This is a genomic window from Pseudomonas sp. GL-B-19 (assembly GCF_019956415.1).
Lineage (GTDB): Bacteria > Pseudomonadota > Gammaproteobacteria > Pseudomonadales > Pseudomonadaceae > Aquipseudomonas.
Genome location: NZ_JAHBDK010000015.1, coordinates 1 through 19,366, shown reverse-complemented (window position 1 = coordinate 19,366; position 19,366 = coordinate 1). Strand labels below are relative to the sequence as shown.

Genomic DNA, 19,366 nt, shown 5'->3' with positions numbered 1-19,366 from the left:
TGACGTTGGGCAATTCCGTTTCACATAAGTTCTTACACTTGTAGCCAGAAGGTTAAAAGTTCTCGCGCTGTGGCCCTATAATGCGCGCCGGTTTTTGGGGTATTGGTCATGAGCACAGAAGATCCGCGGTTTGCAGGCATCGCCCGTTTGTATGGCATCGAGGGGCTGGAGCGCCTGCGCGCGGCGCATGTGGCGATCGTTGGCGTTGGTGGCGTCGGTTCGTGGGCGGCGGAAGCCGTTGCCCGTTGTGGCGTGGGCGAGATTTCGCTGTTTGACCTCGACGATGTCTGTGTCAGCAACGCCAACCGCCAGTTACATGCACTGGACAGCACCGTCGGCAAACCGAAGGTCGAAGTGATGGCCGAGCGCCTGCGCGGGATCAACCCGGACTGCACGGTGCACGCGGTGGCGGATTTCGTCACCCGCGAGACCATGGCCGAATACATCACGCCGAACATTGACTGCGTGATCGATTGCATCGACAGCGTTAACGCGAAGGCTGCGCTGATTGCCTGGTGCAAGCGTCGCAAGATCCAGATCATCACCACCGGCGGGGCGGGTGGGCAGATTGATCCGACGCTGATTCAGGTGTGCGATTTGAACCGTACGTTCAACGATCCGTTGGCGTCGAAAGTGCGCTCGACCTTGCGTCGCGATTACGGCTTCTCCCGCACCGTGACCCGCCATTACAGCGTGCCGTGCGTTTTTTCCACCGAACAACTGCGCTACCCGAAACCCGATGGCAGCATTTGCTTGCAGAAGAGTTTTGTCGGGGATGGCGTGAAGCTGGACTGTGCCGGCGGGTTTGGCGCGGTGATGATGGTGACGGCGACGTTCGGCATGGTCGCGGCGACCAAGGCTGTGGATAAGATTGTTGCTGGGGTTCGGCGCCCCTCGGATCGGGTTAAGCCTGAGGCTTGAACACAATCCACTGTAGGAGCTGGCTTGCCAGCGATGGCGGCATCCCTGACACACCGCGGTGTCTGGATCGCCAGCAAGCCGGCTCCTACAGAGCTAATTCGCGCATGCGTTGCAATACGGCGTTGAGGCCATTACTGCGCGAAGGCGATAGCTGCCGCGAAAGCCCAAGCTGATTGAACCACTCCGGCAAATCCACCTGCCGCAGCTCAGCCGCCGACAACCCGTTGACCCGAGCCAGCAACAACGCCACCAACCCGCGAATCAACCGCGCATCGCTGCTCGCCGCAAACTGCCAATGGCCATCCTGCAGTGTGCCCACCAACCAGACCTGACTTTCACAGCCATGCACCCGGTTGGCGTCGACTTTATCCACATCGCTCAAAACAGGCAGGCGGTCACCCCACTGCATCAACAGCCGCGCCCGCTGTTCCCAGCCAGCCGCGTTTTGAAACGTATCCAGCGCCGTCACCGCATCGGCAGGCAAACTCATCGCAATAGCTCCAACGCCTGATCCAGCGCTTCAAAAAACCGCTCCAGGTCTTCGGAATCGTTGTACAGCGCCAGCGACACCCGAATCGCCCCGGCCAGCTCGAAGCTCTTGAGCAACGGCATGGCGCAGTGATGTCCCGCCCGAACCGCAATCCCCTGTTCGGTCAGCAGATGCGCCAGATCAGAGTTATGCACACCCTCGACGACAAAACTGGCCAGCGCCAGTTGCGGTTTGCCCAGCAGCCGAATGCCATTGCGCGCTTCAAGACCTTTCAACAAATAATCATGCAACGCCGCTTCATGCGCAGACACTGCTTCCTGATCGAGGGCCGCCAGATAATCCAGCGTCGCCCCCAAACCAATCACACTGGCAATCGGCGGCGTTCCTGCCTCGAAACCCAGAGGGGCAGGGCGAAAGCGAGCACTTTGGTAGTCCGCATCCAGTACCATTTCGCCGCCAAATTGCCAGTGGCGCAGTTGTTTCAGCGCTTCATTGCGCCCGTACAACACACCGAGTCCATCGGGACCGTAGAGCTTATGACTGGAAAATACATAAAAGTCGCAACCCAGCGCCTGCACGTCATGTCGACCATGCACCACGCCTTGAGCGCCATCGACCACAGTCAATGCGTCGTTCGCCTTGGCCATCGCCAATAAAGCGGGCAGCGGCTGCCAGGCGCCAAGCACGTTGGACAGCTGACTAACCGCCAACAGGCGGGTTTGCGGACCGATCAACTGCGCGGCGGCACTCAGATCGATCAAACCGTCGGCATCCAGCGGCAGGATCACCAGTTTCAGCTCGCGTCGCTGGGCCAGTTGCTGCCATGGCAGCAAGTTGGCGTGATGCTCCAGGGCGCTGATGACAATCTCATCGCCCGGATTGAAAAGCGGTTCCAGGCCATACGCCAGGAGGTTCAGCGCAGAAGTCGCGCCGTGAGTAAAAATGATCTGCCCGCCATCGCCGGCATTCAGCCATTGGGCGACCTTGCTGCGGCTGGCCTCGAACGCCTGGGTGGCATGGGCGCCGGGCAAGTGTTGCGCTCGATGCACATTGGCTGCGCCATTGGCGTAGTAATGCGTCAGGGCATCCAGCAGGGCTTGTGGCTTTTGCGTGGTGGCGGCGTTGTCCAGATAGGTCTGGCCTTGCCGTTGCAGAGCGGCGATGGCCGGAAAATCGGCGCGCCAGGGAGAGGAAATCATCATGCTGTCGGGCCCTGGTGAACATGGGCGGATGTACGCCTGACCCGTAGGAGCAAAGCTTGCTCGCGAAGCTTTTGGCGGCCTCAGGGGCCCCATCGCGAGCAAGCTCTGCTCCTACACAGGTAATCGTTCGACGCTCTGCTTAGTTGTGAGCGTGCAGCGCTTCGTTCAGTTCGATGGCCGATTTGTGGGTTTTACACTCCACGGCTCCGGTCTCCGAATTGCGGCGGAACAACAGGTCAGGTTGACCGGCCAGTTCACGCGCCTTGACGACTTTGACCAGCTTGTTGTGCTCGTCCAGCAGCGCCACTTTGGTGCCAGCGGTCACGTACAGGCCCGACTCAACGGTGTTGCGGTCGCCCAACGGGATACCGATACCGGCGTTCGCGCCGATCAGGCAGCCTTCGCCGACCTTGATCACGATGTTGCCACCACCCGACAGCGTGCCCATGGTCGAGCAACCGCCGCCCAGGTCCGAACCCTTGCCGACGAAAACACCTGCCGATACACGACCTTCGATCATGCCCGGGCCTTCGGTGCCAGCGTTGAAGTTGACGAAACCTTCGTGCATCACGGTGGTGCCTTCGCCCACATAAGCGCCCAGACGGATACGTGCCGCGTCAGCGATACGCACGCCAGCCGGAACCACGTAGTCGGTCATTTTCGGGAACTTGTCCACCGAGAACACTTCCAGCAACTCGCCACGCAGACGGGCTTCCAGTTGATGCTCAGCCAGTTCGGACAGGTCGATGGCGCCCTGGCTGGTCCAGGCCACGTTCGGCAGCAACGGGAACACGCCGGCCAGGTTCAGGCCGTGCGGCTTGACCAGGCGGTGGGACAGCAGGTGCAGCTTGAGGTAAGCCTCAGGCGTGGAAGTCAGCTGAGCGTCTTCGGCCAGAATGGTCGCGACCAGCGGCTTGTGGCTCTCGGCCAGACGGGTCAGCAGCGCGGCCTGGGCAGCGTCGACGCCTTTCAGTGCTTCAGCCAGTTGCGACGCCTGGGCGGTGCTGAACGCGATGGCCTGATTGCCTTCGGTGTAGCCCAGAACCGGCGCAATGGCCGCGACCAGTTCGGCCGACGGGTTGAGCAGTGGCTGTGCGTAAAACACTTCCAGCCATGCGCCTTGACGGTTTTGAGTACCAACACCAAAGGCCAGGCTAAACAGGGTAGTGGACATGTAAATAACCTCTAACAAAATTGAACGGGCTGGCTTAATTGAGCGCTGCCGCGTAGATATCTGGCTTGAAGCCAATCAGGGTTCGGTCACCGAGATCAAGCACCGGGCGCTTGATCATCGAGGGTTGTGCGAGCATCAGTTCGATGGCTTTCGGCTGGTCGAGATCGGCTTTGCGTTCGTCGTCGAGCTTGCGAAAGGTCGTGCCTGCACGGTTCAACACCACTTGCCAGCCGTGCTCGTCGCACCATTGGGTCAGGTGTTCACGGTCAATTCCGACCGCTTTGTAATCATGAAAGTCATAGCGGACAGCGTGTTCATCGAGCCAGGTGCGCGCCTTTTTCATGGTGTCGCAGGCTTTGATGCCGAAAAGGTGCAACGTTTTGCTTGAAACGGTCAAGGAATTGCCCCCTTTGCAGGTGCTGGAAAAAAATGGTGACGGATTATGCCATGGAAGCGCAAAAGCTGTGGGAGCCGAGCTTGCTCGCGATAGCGTTTTAGCATTCAACATTTTTGCTGGCTGACAGTCCGCTATCGCGAGCAAGCTCGGCTCTCACAGGTGTTGCGGTGCTTCAGAGCGGTCCGCAGCGGCGTGCGACATTGACGTAAGGGCCTTCGCGCAGTCTAAGCGACAAATATGGCACTTCGAAGCTGCCGATTACCTTCGCCGTTGCGGCAGTACTGTCGCCGGCGCAAGCCCAAGCGCTGGCATTTCAGATGGATCTTCTGGTGCGACGTTTGTGGCTCAAGGCGCCGCGGGCACGACGCCTTGAGTTGTATAGCCTCAGCCGTCGTCACCCGATTGGCGATGACGTGTCGCGAGAGGTGTTAGGGGGGACGCTGGATTCACTCGCTTTCGGGATACGGATAAGCCTTGGACATAAAGGCTTTATCCTTTTCGCTGAGGCTAAAATTGTGCCAAATCTGGAAGTCACCTTCGGTCCATTGCTGAAGGATGGGATAGTGCATGATCGAAAGCGGATCGTAGGGTGAGTAGTTGACCTCGCTCGCGTCGAGGAGATTGAAGTAGCGTTGGTCAACTTCACGCCGTTGGAAATTGTCTTCGCTAGCGTCTTCGGGTACGCCATGTGCTGCATAGACAGCTTTCTTGTTCCACGGAATAGTCATCTCGGGGTGCAGGTGTTCATGTTCGGCACCCAGTGCATGGCCGAACTCGTGCATGACATAGTGGTTGAAAAGTGGGATATGGAGCATCCAGTCTCCGATCACCATGGTGGGTCCATCTTCCGTCAATAGCGCGTCTGTCCCGATATTGGACCAATAGGTTGAAGGCTCGGTGCGGATACGGATATCACCTTCTTCACCTTCGACGAAGTCGAACTTGAGGTTGATGTGAGGTAACCAGTTACTTGCGGCAGCCTTGACCCCATCCTTGAACGCTTGACCACCGTTCAAAAAAGCAATGCGCAATGTACGGCCTGGCGCCCAGAATTTGGTGTGTCGGGCTACTGCTCTTTTTTTGCGACTGGAAGAAGTGCTTTGGCGGTTCGCTGGGTTTTCAGTAATTGCCACCTCGTAGGAGGTAGTCGGGTCTACCGAGTGTTCGGAGAAGCAATAGGGTAAATCATTCATAATTAAACCTCCGTGTTTGGTTTGTTTGAAGGTGAATCAGGTGGGCTGAAGTCAGTTAATATTTTTTTTGGATAGAATTCGCCGATGGATTTTATATCTTGTTCACTCAGTTCCGAATAGGTGCCTACTTCCCAGATGCCATCTGTAAACTCCTTGTCTACGGGGTAGTGCATAATCGAAGTTTTGTCGTAAGGAGCGACTCGCGAACTGTCTGTTCCTTTTGTTGTAAATAACTGATCGTCTACCAGTTCTTTATCCCAGCCGAATTGCGTAGCATAAGCTTTATAGACTTTTGGTTTGTTCCACGGGATGTTCGCTTGAGGGTGCTGGTGTTCGTGCTCCAGGCCCAGCGCATGACCGAACTCATGCAAAACAGTCACCTTGAAGTCAGGATCTGAAGGTTTTAGACCTATGTACATTGTGGGTTGGCCTGCCTCGACGGTCAGGGCGTCGGTGCCAATACTGGAGCCGTTCAGTGTCGTGTTTGTCGAAATCCGGATGTCCGCATTGGCTTCCTTGGATAATCCGAAAATCAGGCTGACGTGTGGGTCCCATTGCCAAATCAGTTGTTCGATGGCGTCTTGTAGTGCCTCGGGTGGGTTATCGATGAAAGCTATTGTTAACCAGCGATGTTTCGGCCAAAGTTTTGTGTGGTTGGCGATTGTACTAATAGCGATTTCTCCGGGTGCATGTTTAGGTGCGTTGTCCGGGTTTGCTTTAATGGCTGCTTCGTATGATGCTTGTTCGCTGACAGGATTGAATGCTATGCAGGATGATAGTTTGCACATGTCGAACTTCCTTGTTCTGGGTTGTTTTAGTGTGATGTTTTTAACGTGTGATGATACTAAGTCTGGCGAGTTAGTTTATCAAAGCGGTATTTTGCGTGGGTTGTTTCAGAGTGTTCGCTAGTTGAGCTTGCCCCCTCATTGCAAGGGGGCAAGTTTGTGATATTACTTTTGGCGTTTTATAAAGGCGCGAATACGCTCGGCCGCTTCGACACATTCGGCCAACGGCGCTACCAACGCCATCCGCACACGACCTGCGCCAGGATTAAAACCGTCAACTTCACGGGACAGATAAGAACCCGGCACCACCGTCACATGTTCTTCAACGAACAGATCACGGCAGAACGCTTCATCATCGCCGTCAACATCGGGCCACAAGTAAAAACCGCCATCCGGACGCTGTACGTCCATCACCGGGCCGAGAATTTCCAGCACGGCATCGTACTTCTCGCGATACAGCACGCGGTTGGCGCGTACATGCACTTCGTCATTCCACGCGGCAACGCTGGCCAGTTGGGTCTGAACCGGCATCGCGCAACCGTGGTAGGTGCGGTACAGCAGGAAGCCTTTGAGGATATCGGCGTCGCCAGCCACGAAACCCGAGCGCAGGCCCGGCAGGTTGGAGCGCTTGGACAGGCTGTGGAACACCACGCAACGCTTGAAATCCTTGCGGCCCAGTTCCACGCAGGCGCTGAGCAGGCCGGCCGGCGGGGTTTGCTCGTCGAAATACAGTTCGCTGTAGCACTCGTCAGCGGCGATCACAAAGTTGTATTCGTCGGCCAGGGCGATCAACTTCTTCAGGGTCTCGACCGGGATCAGTGCGCCGGTCGGATTGCCTGGCGAGCACAGGAACAGGATCTGGCAACGCTTCCAGATGTCCGGCGAAACCGCGTCGAAGTCCGGGTTGAAGCCGTTTTCATCCAGGCATGGCAGGTAGTGCGGCTTGGCTCCGGCGAGAAAGGCCGCGCCTTCGTAGATCTGATAAAACGGGTTCGGGCTGACCACCAAGGCGTCTTCGCCACGGTTGACCACGGTCTGGGTAAAGGCGAACAACGCTTCGCGAGTGCCGTTGACCGGCAGCACGTTGCGCGCCGGGTCGAGCCAGCCGCTCGGGACGCTGAAGCGGCGTTCGCACCAGGCGGCGATGGCTTCACGCAGCGCCGGGATGCCGAGGGTGGTCGGGTACACGGCCATCTGATCCAGATTGCTGGCCAGGGCTTCGGCGACGAAGGTCGGCGAGCGGTGCTTTGGCTCGCCGATGGACAGCGCGATAGGGCGTTTGTCCGGGTTTGGCGTGACGCTGCCGAGCAGGGCGCGGAGCTTCTCGAACGGGTAAGGCTGGAGCTGGTTCAGAGCGTTGTTCATGGGGGCCTCGTTCAATGTGGGAGCTGGCTTTTGTAGGGGCCGGGCTTGCCCGCGATGCAGGCGCCTCGGTTTGTCAGGTGCACCGAGGTGATGCTATCGCGGGCAAGCCCGGCTCCTGCATAAGCGCTTTCCCACAGGGAAAGTTGGTTAATTCAGATACTGAGTCGTGACAGTTTGATATCGGGCTCGTGGCTGACGCTCAGCTGCTCAACGATTGCATCCTGCAAGCGGCTGCACAGCAGCGGGTCGGACAGCTGCTGGTTGTTGGCGTCGGTAATGAAGAACACGTCCTCCACCCGCTCGCCCAGCGTGGCGATCTTGGCGTTTTGCAGCGACAGGTCGAACTCCAGGAAAATCGTGCCAATGCGCGCCAACAGGCCCGGACGGTCGGGAGCCGTGAGTTCCAGCACGGTCACCGGACGCTGGGCGTCGTTGTGGATCGTCACCTGTGGCGCAAAGGCGAAATGCTTGAGCTGGCGTGGCACACGGCGCTGGATGATGGTCGGGTAGTCAGCCGGGTTGCGCAGGGCTTCGGTCAGTCCGTCGCGAATCTGTTTGACCCGCGCCGGGTTGTCGCCAATCGAGTCGCCGTCAGTGTCGAGCACGATGTAGGTGTCGAGGGTGAACTGGCTGCTGGAGGTGATCACCCGGGCGTCGTGAATGTTCAGGTTGAGCTGGTCCATCGCGGCCACGGTCACGGCGAAGAAATCGTGCTGGTCCGGCGCATAAATAAAGATCTGCGTGCCGCCTTCGAATTCGCGCTGCGTGGTTTCCTTGATCAGCACCAGTGGCCCGCCGTCGGCAGGTTGTTGCAGGATCGCGTCGGTGTGCCAGGCCACGTCGCCGGCGGTGTGACGCAGGAAATAGTCATCGCCCAGTTGCGACCACAGCTGTTCGACGTCGTCCGGATCGTTACCGCCGCGCACCAGGATGTCCAGGGCGGCGCTCTGGGTCTGGCGAATTTGCATTTCACGATCGACCGGATTTTCCAGGCCACGGCGCAGGGCGCGCTTGGTCTCGGTGTAGAGCTGGCGCAACAGGCTGGCGCGCCACGAGTTCCATAGAGTCGGGTTGGTCGCGTTGATGTCGGCCACAGTCAGTACGTACAGATAATCGAGGCGGGTTTCGTCACCGACAGCCTGTGCAAAATCGTGGATCACCTGCGGGTCGGATAAGTCCTTGCGCTGAGCGGTGGTCGACATCACCAGATGGTTTTGCACCAGCCAGACGATCAGGCGGCTGTCCCATACCGGCAATTGATGACGCTGGCAGAAAGCTTCGGCATCCACCGCGCCGATTTCCGAGTGGTCACCATGCCGGCCCTTGCCGATGTCGTGGTACAGGCCGGCCAGGTAAATCAGCTCGGGCTTGGGCAGTTTGCCCATGAGCTTGCTGGCCAGCGGGAATTTTTCCGACACTTGGGTGTACTGCAACTTACGCAGGTGTTTGATCAGGTTCAGGGTGTGCGCGTCGACCGTATAGATGTGGAACAGGTCGTGTTGCATTTGGCCGACAATGAAACCGAACTCCGGCAAGTAGCGCCCGAGAATGCCGTAACGGTTCATCCGGCGCAGGTTGCGGTGGATGCCGATCTTGCACTTGAACAGCTCGATAAACAGGCTGGTATTACGAATGTCGTTACGGAATTCGTCGTCGATCAGGTGACGGTTTTCGCGCAGCAGACGGATGGTATCGGCGCGCACGCCTTTGATTTCCGGCTGCTGGGCCATCAGCACGAAGATTTCGAGCATGGCGAACGGCGTGCGACGGAATACGTTGTCGTTGCGTGCCTCGATGTAGCCGTCGTGCAACTGGAACCGCGAGTTGATGGGCTGTGGCGGCGCTTCATCATCCGGGGCGAGGATGACTTCTTCGAAGTGCTGGATGATCAGGTCGCTGAGCTGCGCAATGCTCATGACCACCCGGTAGTACTGCTGCATGAAGTTTTCGATGGCTTGCTTGGCGTCATCGCCAACGAAACCCAGCAGCCCGGCAATCGAACGCTGGTGATCGAACAGCAAGCGATCCTCGGAACGACCGGCGAGCATGTGCAGCGCGTAACGGACCTTCCACAGAAACTCCTGGGATGAGGCCAGCAGCGCGTTTTCGCTCTCGACCAGAAAACCTTCGCCAGCCAATGCGCGCAGGTTCAGGGTGCCGTATTCGCGACGGGCCACCCACAGAATCGTCTGGATATCCCGCAGGCCACCGGGCGAGCCTTTGACGTTGGGTTCCAGGTTGTATTCCGTGTCGTTGTATTTGTGGTGACGGGCCTTCTGCTCGGCGCGCTTGGCCAGGAAGAAGTCCTTGCTCGGCCACATGTGCGCGGTGCTGGTAACGTCCAGCATGCGCTGGCGCAGGCGTTCAGGGCCGCAGATGGTGCGGCTTTCCATCAGGTTGGTAACAACCGTCAGGTCGGCGCGGGCCTCAACGGCGCATTCGTCCACCGAGCGAACGCTCTGACCCACCTCCAGGCCGATGTCCCACAGCAACGTCAGAAAACGCTCGATGGAATCGCGGAAAACTTCGTGGTCGGCGCTGTCCAGGAGAATCAGCAAATCGATGTCGGAATACGGGTGCAACTCACCGCGACCGTAGCCGCCGACCGCGACCAGCGCGATGCCGGCGTCTGCACTCCAATTGAACTGCTCCCAGGCCTTTTGCAGGATGTTATCGACGAACCAGGCGCGATCCTCGATCAACCGGCGAATTTCGCGGCCGCTGCGAAAGCGCCCGTCGAGCACCTCGCGGGCTTGGCGGATCGCCTTCTTGAAGGCCGCGATCGGGCTTGCCTTCAGGGCCAGTTCAGCCTGGAACTGGCCGCGATCGAAGAGTTCGGGATCCACCTGCGGCATCGATTGGCTTTCCTGTCTATCTATAAGGCTGAGAGCTGCACGGGTCGGATCAAGCCGAAACGCGGGCGATGGTGTCATCGCTACGCAAGGTGAAGATCTCGTAACCGGTTTCGGTGACCAGCAGGGTGTGCTCCCACTGGGCCGACAGCTTGCGGTCCTTGGTGATCGCGGTCCAGCCATCGCCCAGCACCTTGGTGTCGGCCTTGCCCTGGTTGATCATCGGCTCGATGGTGAAGGTCATGCCCGCTTTCAGTTCCATGCCAGTGCCGGCGCGGCCGTAATGCAGGATCTGCGGCTCTTCGTGGAACACCTTGCCGATGCCGTGACCGCAGAACTCGCGAACCACCGAGAAGCCGTTCTTTTCCGCGTGCTTCTGGATGATTTCGCCGATGTCGCCGAGGCGGCAGCCGGGTTTGACGATTTCAATCGCTTTGTACATGCATTCCTGGGTCACTTGCGACAGGCGCTCGGCCCAGACCGGCACGGTGCCGACGTGGAACATGCGGCTGGTGTCACCGTGGTAGCCGTCCTTGATGACGGTGACGTCGATGTTCAGCGTGTCGCCATCCTTCAACGGCTTCTCGTTCGGAATACCGTGGCAGACCACGTGGTTGATCGAGGTGCAGATCGACTTCGGGTAACCCTTGTAGTTGAGCGGGGCAGGAATGGCTTTCTGCTCGTTGACGATGTAGTCGTGGCAGATCTGATTCAGTTCATCGGTGGTGACGCCCGGTTTGACATGTTCGGCAATCATTTCCAGCACATCGGCGGCCAGTTTGCCGGCGATGCGCATTTTTGCGATGTCCTCTGGGGTTTTGAGGGTGACGGTCATACAGGCTCTCTTTGCGCTCGACGGCGCTTGTGAAAACGAAATGGGCGGTGTGCGATTGATCTTCGCGGCCCTGAAAAACCTGATTCTATCAGACGATCAGCGCAAATCTGAGCCTCTGTGCGTCGCATCTCTCTATAGATTGGCGCATTCTTGAGCGATTCCAAGGGGCGATTAAAGACGTGTGTCAGGTTTTGAGAATCCCGGTTCCGTTTTTTGCAGCCTTGTGGTATAAAATGCGCCGCTTTCCGGGGATACCCCGAAAGGCTTAAATCCACACACGTGTCGACACGATGACCTGGGTGCCTTCAGCTGATGCTGCTGGTTGGTCATTGGGATACGTGGAGGCCAAACCCGACTTATTAAGGAACTATCATGTCCCAAGTCAACATGCGCGATATGCTGAAGGCCGGTGTGCACTTCGGTCACCAAACCCGTTACTGGAACCCGAAAATGGGTAAATACATTTTCGGCGCGCGTAACAAGATCCACATCATCAACCTTGAAAAAACCCTGCCAATGTTCAACGAAGCTCTGACTTTCGTAGAGCGTCTGGCCCAGGGCAAAAACAAGATTCTGTTCGTCGGCACCAAGCGTTCCGCTGGCAAGATCGTTGCTGAAGAAGCAGCACGTTGCGGTTCGCCGTACGTCGACCACCGCTGGTTGGGCGGCATGCTGACCAACTTCAAAACCATCCGTGCTTCCATCAAGCGTCTGCGTGACCTTGAAGTGCAAGCCGAAGACGGTACGTTCGCCAAGCTGACCAAGAAAGAGGCGCTGATGCGCACTCGCGACCTGGAAAAGCTGGACCGTTCCCTGGGTGGTATCAAGGACATGGGCGGTCTGCCAGACGCTCTGTTCGTTATCGACGTTGATCACGAGCGCATCGCGATCACCGAAGCCAACAAGCTGGGCATCCCGGTTATCGGCGTAGTCGATACCAACAGCAGCCCGGAAGGCGTTGACTACATCATCCCAGGCAACGATGACGCAATCCGCGCTATCCAACTGTACATGGGTTCGATGGCTGACGCTGTAATCCGCGGTCGCAACCACGTTGCTGGCGGCACCGAGCAGTTCGTTGAAGAAGCTCCGGTAGCAGCAGCTGAGTAACTGACGCCTTGGCGTTGACTCAGTAAGCAAAAAGGGGGCTTGGCCCCCTTTTTGCCACCTCGAAAACCGTTTGTCGGCCCCGCACTTGCAGAGCTGTAACGTGCAGCGGCTTACAACGGTGGTTCGGGAAGAATTGATCGCCCGTTCGATCGGGTGGAATGGTTGAAAACCTATCCAAGAGGATTTTGAAAATGGCAGCAATTACTGCAGCGTTGGTTAAAGAACTGCGTGAGCGTACCGGCGAAGGCATGATGGATTGCAAGAAAGCCCTGGAAAAGGCTGACGGCGACATCGAAAAAGCCATTGATGATATGCGTGCTTCCGGCGCAATCAAGGCTGCCAAGAAAGCAGGCAACGTGGCTGCTGAAGGCGCTATCGCTCTGAAAGAAGACGGCAAATCTGCTGTTCTGCTGGAAGTAAACTCGCAGACTGACTTCCTGGCCCTGCAGGACGACTTCAAGGCATTTGTTGCTGCTAGCGTTGAAAAAGCGTTCGCCGACAAACTGACTGACGTCGCTCCGCTGATCGCCGCTCAAGAGGCTGATCGCCTGGTACTGGTTGGCAAGGTTGGCGAGAACGTCAACATCCGTCGCCTGGTACGCGTTGAGGGTGATGTTGTTGGTGGTTACCTGCACGGCAACAAGATCGGTGTTGCAGTTGTCCTGAAAGGCGGCAACGTTGAACTGGCCAAAGACATCGCTATGCACGTAGCGGCCAGCAACCCAGAGTTCCTGCTGCCTTCGGAAGTTTCTGCCGAAGCGATCGAGCGTGAAAAAGCTGTGTTCCTGCAGCTGAACGAAGAAAAAATCAAAGGCAAGCCAGAAAACATTGTTGAAAATATGGTCAAAGGCCGTATCAGCAAGTTCCTGGCCGAAGCGAGCCTGGTTGAGCAGGCGTTCGTCAAGAACCCTGAAATCAAGGTTGGCGAACTGGCCAAGAAAGCCGGTGCTGAAATCGTTTCTTTCACCTACTTCAAAGTAGGCGAAGGCATCGAGAAGCCAGTAGACAACTTCGCTGAAGAAGTTGCTGCCCAGCTGGCTGCTGCCAAGTCGTAAGACGGTTTTTTAAACTGTCGCCCTGAAGAGGCTGCCCGCTTACGCGCGCAGCCTCTTTTCAGATGGGCTGCCAATTTTTTAATTGGTTTCCCTTTGGAACTGGCTTACAAAGCCATGTTCCGATGGCGTTGAAGCAGCGCCAAGCTAGAGTGAGCGCAGCTGTAAACAGCTCGCAAAGAATTTTTAAAATACGCCGCAGGAGAGATTCGCAATGGCTCAGCAGGGCAGTGGTTATCAGGCTCGCTATAAACGCATTCTACTCAAGCTTAGCGGCGAGGCCCTGATGGGCTCGGAAGAGTTCGGGATCGATCCGAAAGTTCTGGATCGCATGGCGCTGGAAGTCGGCCAACTGGTCGGTATCGGTGTTCAGGTCGGTCTGGTGATCGGTGGTGGCAACCTGTTCCGCGGTGCGGCGCTGAGCGCGGCCGGCATGGATCGGGTGACTGGCGACCACATGGGCATGCTGGCCACTGTGATGAACGCGCTGGCCATGCGTGATGCGCTGGAACGTGCCAATATCTCGGCCATCGTGATGTCGGCGATTTCCATGGTGGGCGTGACCGATCACTATGATCGTCGCAAAGCCATGCGCCACCTGAACGCCAAGGAAGTCGTGATTTTCGCAGCCGGTACAGGTAATCCGTTCTTCACCACGGATTCGGCGGCCTGCTTGCGTGCAATCGAAATCGATGCCGATGTCGTGCTCAAGGCGACCAAGGTCGATGGCGTCTACACCGCTGACCCGTTCAAAGACCCGCATGCCGAGAAGTTCGATCATCTGACTTACGATGAAGTGCTGGATCGCAAGCTGGGCGTGATGGATCTGACGGCCATTTGCCTGTGCCGCGACCACAAGATGCCGCTGCGCGTCTTTAACATGAACAAGCCCGGCGCCCTGCTGAATATCGTGCATGGCGGCGCTGAAGGGACCCTGATCGAGGAAGGCCAACAATGATCAATGAAATCAAGAAAGACGCTAAAGAGCGTATGCAGAAATCCGTCGAATCGCTGATGCACAACTTCGGCCGTATTCGTACCGGACAGGCGCACCCAAGCATTCTTGAAGGCGTGATGGTGCCGTATTACGGTTCCGACACTCCGATCAAGCAGGTGGCGAACATCACCGTCAAAGACGCCCGTACCCTGCAAGTCGTCGCCTTTGAGCGCAACATGCTGGGTGCCGTCGACAAAGCCATCGGCAGTGCTGGTCTGAACCTCAACCCGACCAACCTGGGTGAGTTGTTGCTGATCTCCATGCCGGCCCTGACCGAGGAAACCCGCAAGGGCTTCACCAAGCAGGCTCGCGATGTCGCTGAAGACGCCCGTGTTGCGGTGCGCAACATCCGTCGTGATGCGAATAGCCAGCTCAAGGATCTGGTCAAGGAAAAGGAAATCAGTGAAGACGAAGAACGTCGCGCCACTGGCGAGATCGATGATTTGACCAAAAAGTTCGTGGCAGAAATTGACGCGAATCTGGCTCAGAAAGAAAAAGACCTGATGGCCGTATAAGGGTCGCGTTTTCATGGAAAAGACCAAGCAGACTGTGCCGTCCGCGGTGCCGCGCCATGTCGCGATCATCATGGATGGTAATAATCGCTGGGCGAAGAAGCGCTTTATGCCGGGTGTCGCCGGGCATAAAGCGGGCGTGGATGCAGTTCGTGCGGTGATCGAGGTGTGCGCTGAGGCCAAGGTCGAAGTGTTGACCCTGTTTGCCTTCTCCAGTGAGAACTGGCAGCGTCCCGCAGATGAAGTCAGTGCCTTGATGGATTTGTTCTTCAAGGCATTGCGTCGCGAGGCCAAGCGCCTCAATGACAACAACATCAGTCTGCGGATCATCGGTGATCGCTCGCGCTTTCATCCCGAGCTTCAGGCTGCCATGCGTGAAGCTGAGGCGATGACCGCCGGTGCCAACCGCTTTGTATTGCAGATCGCCGCCAATTACGGTGGTCAGTGGGACATCGCGCAGGCCGCTCAGCGTCTGGCACGGGAAGTTCAGGCCGGGCATCTGCGTCCGGAAGACATCACCCCTGAATTGTTGCAAACCTGTCTGGCCACCGGCGATCTGCCGTTGCCGGACTTGTGCATCCGTACAGGTGGTGAGCACCGCATCAGCAACTTCCTGCTGTGGCAGCTGGCTTACGCCGAGTTGTATTTCTCCGACCTGTTCTGGCCGGACTTCAAACACGACGCCATGCGAAACGCGCTGGCCGATTTCGCTTCTCGCCAGCGCCGCTTCGGTAAAACGAGCGAGCAGGTCGAGAATGGAGCCCGGGTTTAATGCTTAAACAACGAATCATCACCGCACTGATCCTGCTGCCGATCGCTTTGTGCGGGTTTTTCCTGCTTGAAGGTTCCAGCTTTGCGCTGTTCATCGGGTTTGTAGTGACGCTCGGCGCTTGGGAATGGGCGCGGCTGGCCGGCTTCACTGCTCAGCCGATTCGCGTTGCCTATGCCGTTGTCGTCGCGTTGATGCTGTTTGTCATGTACATCCTGCCGGGGTTGGCGCCTTGGGTGCTGGGCGCTTCAGTGCTCTGGTGGGGTGTGGCAACTTATCTGGTGCTGACGTACCCGCGCTCCAGCGAGCACTGGGCCAGCGCCGCCAGCAAACTGGTGATCGGTTTACTGATCCTGTTGCCGGCCTGGCAAGGCTTGGTCCAGATCAAGCAGGCGCCCTTGGGGAACTGGTTGATCATGGCGGTGATGGTGTTGGTCTGGGGTGCCGATATCGGTGCGTACTTTTCCGGCCGGGCCTTCGGCAAGCGCAAGCTGGCGCCGCAGGTCAGCCCAGGCAAGAGCTGGGAAGGCGTGTACGGCGGTTTGCTGCTGAGTCTGCTGATCACGGCGATTGTCGGTTTAGTGCGCGACTGGAGTTTCGCCCAGATGCTGATGGGGTTGATCGGTGCGGCAGTAATCGTCTTCATCTCGGTGGTGGGCGACCTCACCGAGAGCATGTTCAAGCGTCAATCGGGCATCAAGGACAGCAGCAACCTGCTGCCGGGGCATGGTGGTGTCCTGGATCGAATCGACAGCCTGACGGCTGCGATTCCAGTATTCGCTGTGCTGTTGTGGATGGCCGCATCGTGAGCCGCCCACAACAGATTACTGTCTTGGGGGCGACCGGTTCGATTGGTCTGAGCACCCTCGACGTGATTGCTCGTCATCCGACGCGTTACCAGGTTTTCGCCTTGAGCGGGTTCACTCGCCTGAGCGAGTTGTTGGCCTTGTGCGTGCGTCATACGCCACGGTTTGCTGTTGTGCCGCAAGCGAGCGCCGCCCGAACCCTACAGGACGATTTGCGCGCGGCTGGCCTGTCGACTCGTGTGCTCGTAGGGGAGGATGGACTGTGTCAGGTTGCTTCTGATCCTGAGGTCGATGCAGTCATGGCGGCGATCGTTGGCGCGGCGGGTTTGCGTCCGACCCTGGCGGCAGTCGAGGCCGGCAAGAAAATACTGCTGGCTAACAAGGAAGCGCTGGTGATGTCCGGGGCGCTGTTCATGCAGGCTGTGCGCAAAAGCGGTTCGGTACTGCTACCGATCGACAGTGAGCACAACGCGATTTTCCAGTGCATGCCACAGGATTTCGCCCGTGGGCTTGGCGCGGTCGGCGTGCGTCGGATTCTTCTTACCGCCTCTGGTGGTCCGTTCCGACAGACACCAATGGCCGAACTGGCGCATGTTACGCCTGACCAGGCGTGTGCCCACCCGAACTGGTCAATGGGGCGCAAAATTTCGGTCGATTCCGCCAGCATGATGAACAAGGGGCTCGAGTTGATCGAGGCCTGCTGGCTGTTCGACGCCAGGCCGTCCCAAGTCGAAGTCGTGATTCACCCTCAGAGCGTGATTCATTCTCTGGTCGACTACATCGATGGTTCGGTGCTGGCCCAGTTGGGCAATCCGGATATGCGCACGCCGATCGCAAACGCCCTGGCCTGGCCGGAGCGTATCGACTCGGGCGTGGCGCCGCTGGACCTGTTTGCCATTGCGCGTCTGGATTTCCAGGCCCCCGATGAAGAGCGTTTCCCTTGTCTGCGCCTTGCGCGTCAGGCTGCGGAGGCTGGCAACAGCGCACCGGCGATGCTTAATGCTGCGAATGAAGTGGCTGTCGCGGCGTTTCTCGACGGGCGGGTTCGCTACCCGGAAATCGCGAGTATTATCGAGGAAGTGCTGAACCTCGAGCCTGTCGTTGTGGTGGAAGATCTCGAGGCGGTGTTCACGGCCGACGCGAAGGCGCGAGTTCTGGCCGGGCAATGGTTGAGTCGTCACGGGCGATAAGTGCTGCAATACGTTGGCCCATGCGGCACTGAATAGGATTGCGGAGAAAGTAGATGAGCGCGCTCTATATGATTGTCGGCACCCTGGTGGCTTTGGGTGTGCTGGTTACCTTCCACGAATTCGGCCATTTCTGGGTCGCACGTCGCTGTGGGGTCAAAGTGCTGCGTTTCTCCGTAGGCTTCGGCATGCCGCTGCTACGCTGGCACGACAAGAAAGGTACTGAGTTCGTCGTGGCTGCCATTCCATTGGGCGGCTACGTGAAGATGCTCGATGAGCGGGAAGGCGAAGTGCCGGCCGATCAGCTCGAGCATTCCTTCAATCGCAAATCTGTCCGTCAGCGTATCGCCATCGTGGCTGCAGGTCCGATCGCCAATTTCCTCTTGGCAATGGTGTTTTTCTGGGTGTTGGCGATGCTCGGCAGCGAGCAGGTGCGGCCAGTCATCGGCGCAGTCGAGTCCGGCAGTATTGCCGCCAGGGCCGGTTTGAGCGCTGGTCAGGAAATCATTGCCATTGATGGCGAGCCAACTTCCGGCTGGGCGGCGGTGAATCTGCAGCTGATTCGTCGTCTTGGTGAGAGTGGTTCACTTCAATTATTGGTGCGTGAGCAGGGCTCCACGACGGACTCTCCTCGCGAGCTGGCGCTGGATAAATGGCTCAAGAGTGCTGATGAGCCGGATCCGATTCGTTCGTTGGGTATTCGTCCCTGGCGTCCGGCGCTGCCTCCCGTGTTGGCCGAGATTGATCCGAAAGGGCCAGCGCACGCCGCGGGTCTGAAGACCGGTGACCGGTTGCTTGCTCTTGATGGCAAGGCGCTGGATGACTGGCAGCAAGTGGTCGACACCGTTCGTATGCATCCGGATACCAAAATCATGCTGCGCGTTGAGCGTGATGGTGCTCAAATCGACGTCCCTGTTACGTTGGCCGCTCGCGGCGAGAGCAAGGCGCCTACCGGTTATATGGGGGCCGGAGTGAAAGCGGTCGATTGGCCGCCAGAGATGATTCGCGAAGTCAGTTACGGCCCGGTGGCGGCAATTGGAGAGGGTGCACGCCGCACCTGGACCATGAGCGTACTGACCCTCGATTCACTCAAGAAAATGTTGTTCGGCGAGCTCTCGGTAAAAAACTTGAGTGGACCGATAACCATTGCTAAAGTGGCGGGCGCTTCTGCCCAGTCGGGCGTTGCTGACTTCCTGAATTTCCTTGCATATCTGAGTATTAGCCTGGGGGTTCTGAATTTGTTGCCCATTCCTGTACTGGATGGGGGGCATCTGTTGTTTTATCTGATTGAGTGGGCGCGTGGTCGTCCCTTGTCAGATCGGGTGCAGGGTTGGGGGATACAGATCGGTATCAGTTTGGTGGTCGGGGTGATGTTGCTCGCTCTGGTCAATGATTTGGGCCGTCTGTAACAACTTCGCTGAATTGCGAATCTGCCGCATTTTGCGGCAGTTTGTTTATTGCCAGTTGGAATAAGAAAGGACTTCATGAAACGTCTGCTGCTAACTGCGGTTCTCACCGTATTGATGATCGCCGAAGTTCACGCCGAGTCCTTCACTATCTCTGATATTCGCGTCAATGGCCTCCAGCGGGTCTCCGCGGGTAGCGTCTTTGGTGCTTTGCCGTTGAACGTCGGTGAACAGGCGGATGATCGTCGCCTGGTGGAATCCACTCGTGCGTTGTTCAAAACCGGGTTCTTTCAAGATATCCAGCTGGGCCGCG

General features: G+C 57.8%; 19 protein-coding genes. 10 read left to right on the top strand and 9 right to left on the bottom strand.

The window, feature by feature from the left end:
- The first annotated feature begins 108 nt into the window (after positions 1-108).
- The gene (gene tcdA, locus KGB06_RS03715; RefSeq protein WP_411741831.1) at positions 109-921 is read left to right on the top strand and encodes a tRNA cyclic N6-threonylcarbamoyladenosine(37) synthase TcdA; all 813 of its coding nucleotides are present in this window, start codon (positions 109-111) and stop codon (positions 919-921) included.
- 85 nt (positions 922-1,006) lie between these two features.
- On the opposite strand, the gene KGB06_RS03710 is transcribed toward tcdA, so the two are convergent.
- From KGB06_RS03710 to map, 9 genes are all read right to left on the bottom strand, one after another.
- Positions 1,007-1,411: a SufE family protein gene (locus KGB06_RS03710; protein ID WP_223511934.1), complete on the bottom strand. Its 405-nt coding sequence runs from the start codon at positions 1,409-1,411 to the stop codon at positions 1,007-1,009.
- Entirely contained in the window at positions 1,408-2,613 is a 1,206-nt protein-coding gene (locus KGB06_RS03705; RefSeq protein ID WP_223511933.1) for an aminotransferase class V-fold PLP-dependent enzyme, read from the bottom strand. Before KGB06_RS03705 ends, KGB06_RS03710 begins: the two co-directional genes overlap by 4 nt.
- Before the next feature lie 139 nt (positions 2,614-2,752).
- A complete protein-coding gene (gene dapD / locus KGB06_RS03700) occupies positions 2,753-3,787 on the bottom strand; it encodes a 2,3,4,5-tetrahydropyridine-2,6-dicarboxylate N-succinyltransferase (RefSeq protein ID WP_223511932.1) in 1,035 nt (344 codons plus the stop codon).
- Positions 3,788-3,821: 34 nt separating this feature from the next.
- On the bottom strand, positions 3,822-4,184 hold the full coding sequence (locus tag KGB06_RS03695) for an ArsC family reductase (RefSeq protein WP_223511930.1): 363 nt from the start codon (positions 4,182-4,184) through the stop codon (positions 3,822-3,824).
- A 446-nt stretch (positions 4,185-4,630) separates the two neighbouring features.
- Complete coding sequence (locus KGB06_RS03690; protein WP_223511928.1) at positions 4,631-5,377, bottom strand: hypothetical protein; 747 nt, start codon at positions 5,375-5,377, stop codon at positions 4,631-4,633.
- Between the two features lie 2 nt (positions 5,378-5,379).
- A complete protein-coding gene (locus KGB06_RS03685) occupies positions 5,380-6,165 on the bottom strand; it encodes a M12 family metallopeptidase (protein WP_223511927.1) in 786 nt (261 codons plus the stop codon).
- A gap of 162 nt (positions 6,166-6,327) precedes the next feature.
- Complete coding sequence (gene dapC, locus KGB06_RS03680; RefSeq protein ID WP_223511925.1) at positions 6,328-7,527, bottom strand: succinyldiaminopimelate transaminase; 1,200 nt, start codon at positions 7,525-7,527, stop codon at positions 6,328-6,330.
- Positions 7,528-7,679: 152 nt separating this feature from the next.
- The gene (locus tag KGB06_RS03675) at positions 7,680-10,382 is read right to left on the bottom strand and encodes a [protein-PII] uridylyltransferase (RefSeq protein ID WP_223511923.1); all 2,703 of its coding nucleotides are present in this window, start codon (positions 10,380-10,382) and stop codon (positions 7,680-7,682) included.
- A 49-nt stretch (positions 10,383-10,431) separates the two neighbouring features.
- Positions 10,432-11,214 carry a type I methionyl aminopeptidase gene (map, locus tag KGB06_RS03670; protein ID WP_223511921.1) on the bottom strand — a complete coding sequence of 261 codons (783 nt, stop codon included), beginning with the start codon at positions 11,212-11,214 and terminating at the stop codon, positions 10,432-10,434.
- A 372-nt stretch (positions 11,215-11,586) separates the two neighbouring features.
- Between map and rpsB the strand changes: the two genes are divergently transcribed.
- From rpsB to KGB06_RS03625, 9 genes are all read left to right on the top strand, one after another.
- Positions 11,587-12,324: a 30S ribosomal protein S2 gene (gene rpsB / locus KGB06_RS03665; protein ID WP_003219330.1), complete on the top strand. Its 738-nt coding sequence runs from the start codon at positions 11,587-11,589 to the stop codon at positions 12,322-12,324.
- 191 nt (positions 12,325-12,515) lie between these two features.
- On the top strand, positions 12,516-13,379 hold the full coding sequence (gene tsf, locus KGB06_RS03660) for a translation elongation factor Ts (RefSeq protein ID WP_007949329.1): 864 nt from the start codon (positions 12,516-12,518) through the stop codon (positions 13,377-13,379).
- A 211-nt stretch (positions 13,380-13,590) separates the two neighbouring features.
- Complete coding sequence (gene pyrH / locus KGB06_RS03655) at positions 13,591-14,334, top strand: UMP kinase (RefSeq protein WP_003172271.1); 744 nt, start codon at positions 13,591-13,593, stop codon at positions 14,332-14,334.
- On the top strand, positions 14,331-14,888 hold the full coding sequence (gene frr / locus KGB06_RS03650) for a ribosome recycling factor (RefSeq protein ID WP_033056300.1): 558 nt from the start codon (positions 14,331-14,333) through the stop codon (positions 14,886-14,888). Before pyrH ends, frr begins: the two co-directional genes overlap by 4 nt.
- A gap of 13 nt (positions 14,889-14,901) precedes the next feature.
- A complete protein-coding gene (gene uppS / locus KGB06_RS03645; RefSeq protein ID WP_223511919.1) occupies positions 14,902-15,657 on the top strand; it encodes a polyprenyl diphosphate synthase in 756 nt (251 codons plus the stop codon).
- Positions 15,657-16,463, top strand: a complete 807-nt coding sequence (locus KGB06_RS03640; RefSeq protein ID WP_223511917.1) for a phosphatidate cytidylyltransferase — start codon at positions 15,657-15,659, stop codon at positions 16,461-16,463. Before uppS ends, KGB06_RS03640 begins: the two co-directional genes overlap by 1 nt.
- Positions 16,460-17,650 carry a 1-deoxy-D-xylulose-5-phosphate reductoisomerase gene (ispC, locus tag KGB06_RS03635; RefSeq protein WP_223511916.1) on the top strand — a complete coding sequence of 397 codons (1,191 nt, stop codon included), beginning with the start codon at positions 16,460-16,462 and terminating at the stop codon, positions 17,648-17,650. The genes KGB06_RS03640 and ispC overlap by 4 nt, the downstream gene beginning before the upstream one ends.
- A 53-nt stretch (positions 17,651-17,703) precedes the next feature.
- Positions 17,704-19,056 carry a sigma E protease regulator RseP gene (rseP, locus tag KGB06_RS03630; RefSeq protein ID WP_223511915.1) on the top strand — a complete coding sequence of 451 codons (1,353 nt, stop codon included), beginning with the start codon at positions 17,704-17,706 and terminating at the stop codon, positions 19,054-19,056.
- A gap of 75 nt (positions 19,057-19,131) precedes the next feature.
- Positions 19,132-19,366 (top strand): hypothetical protein (locus KGB06_RS03625; RefSeq protein WP_223511914.1); only part of this gene is annotated, 235 nt, incomplete at its 3' end.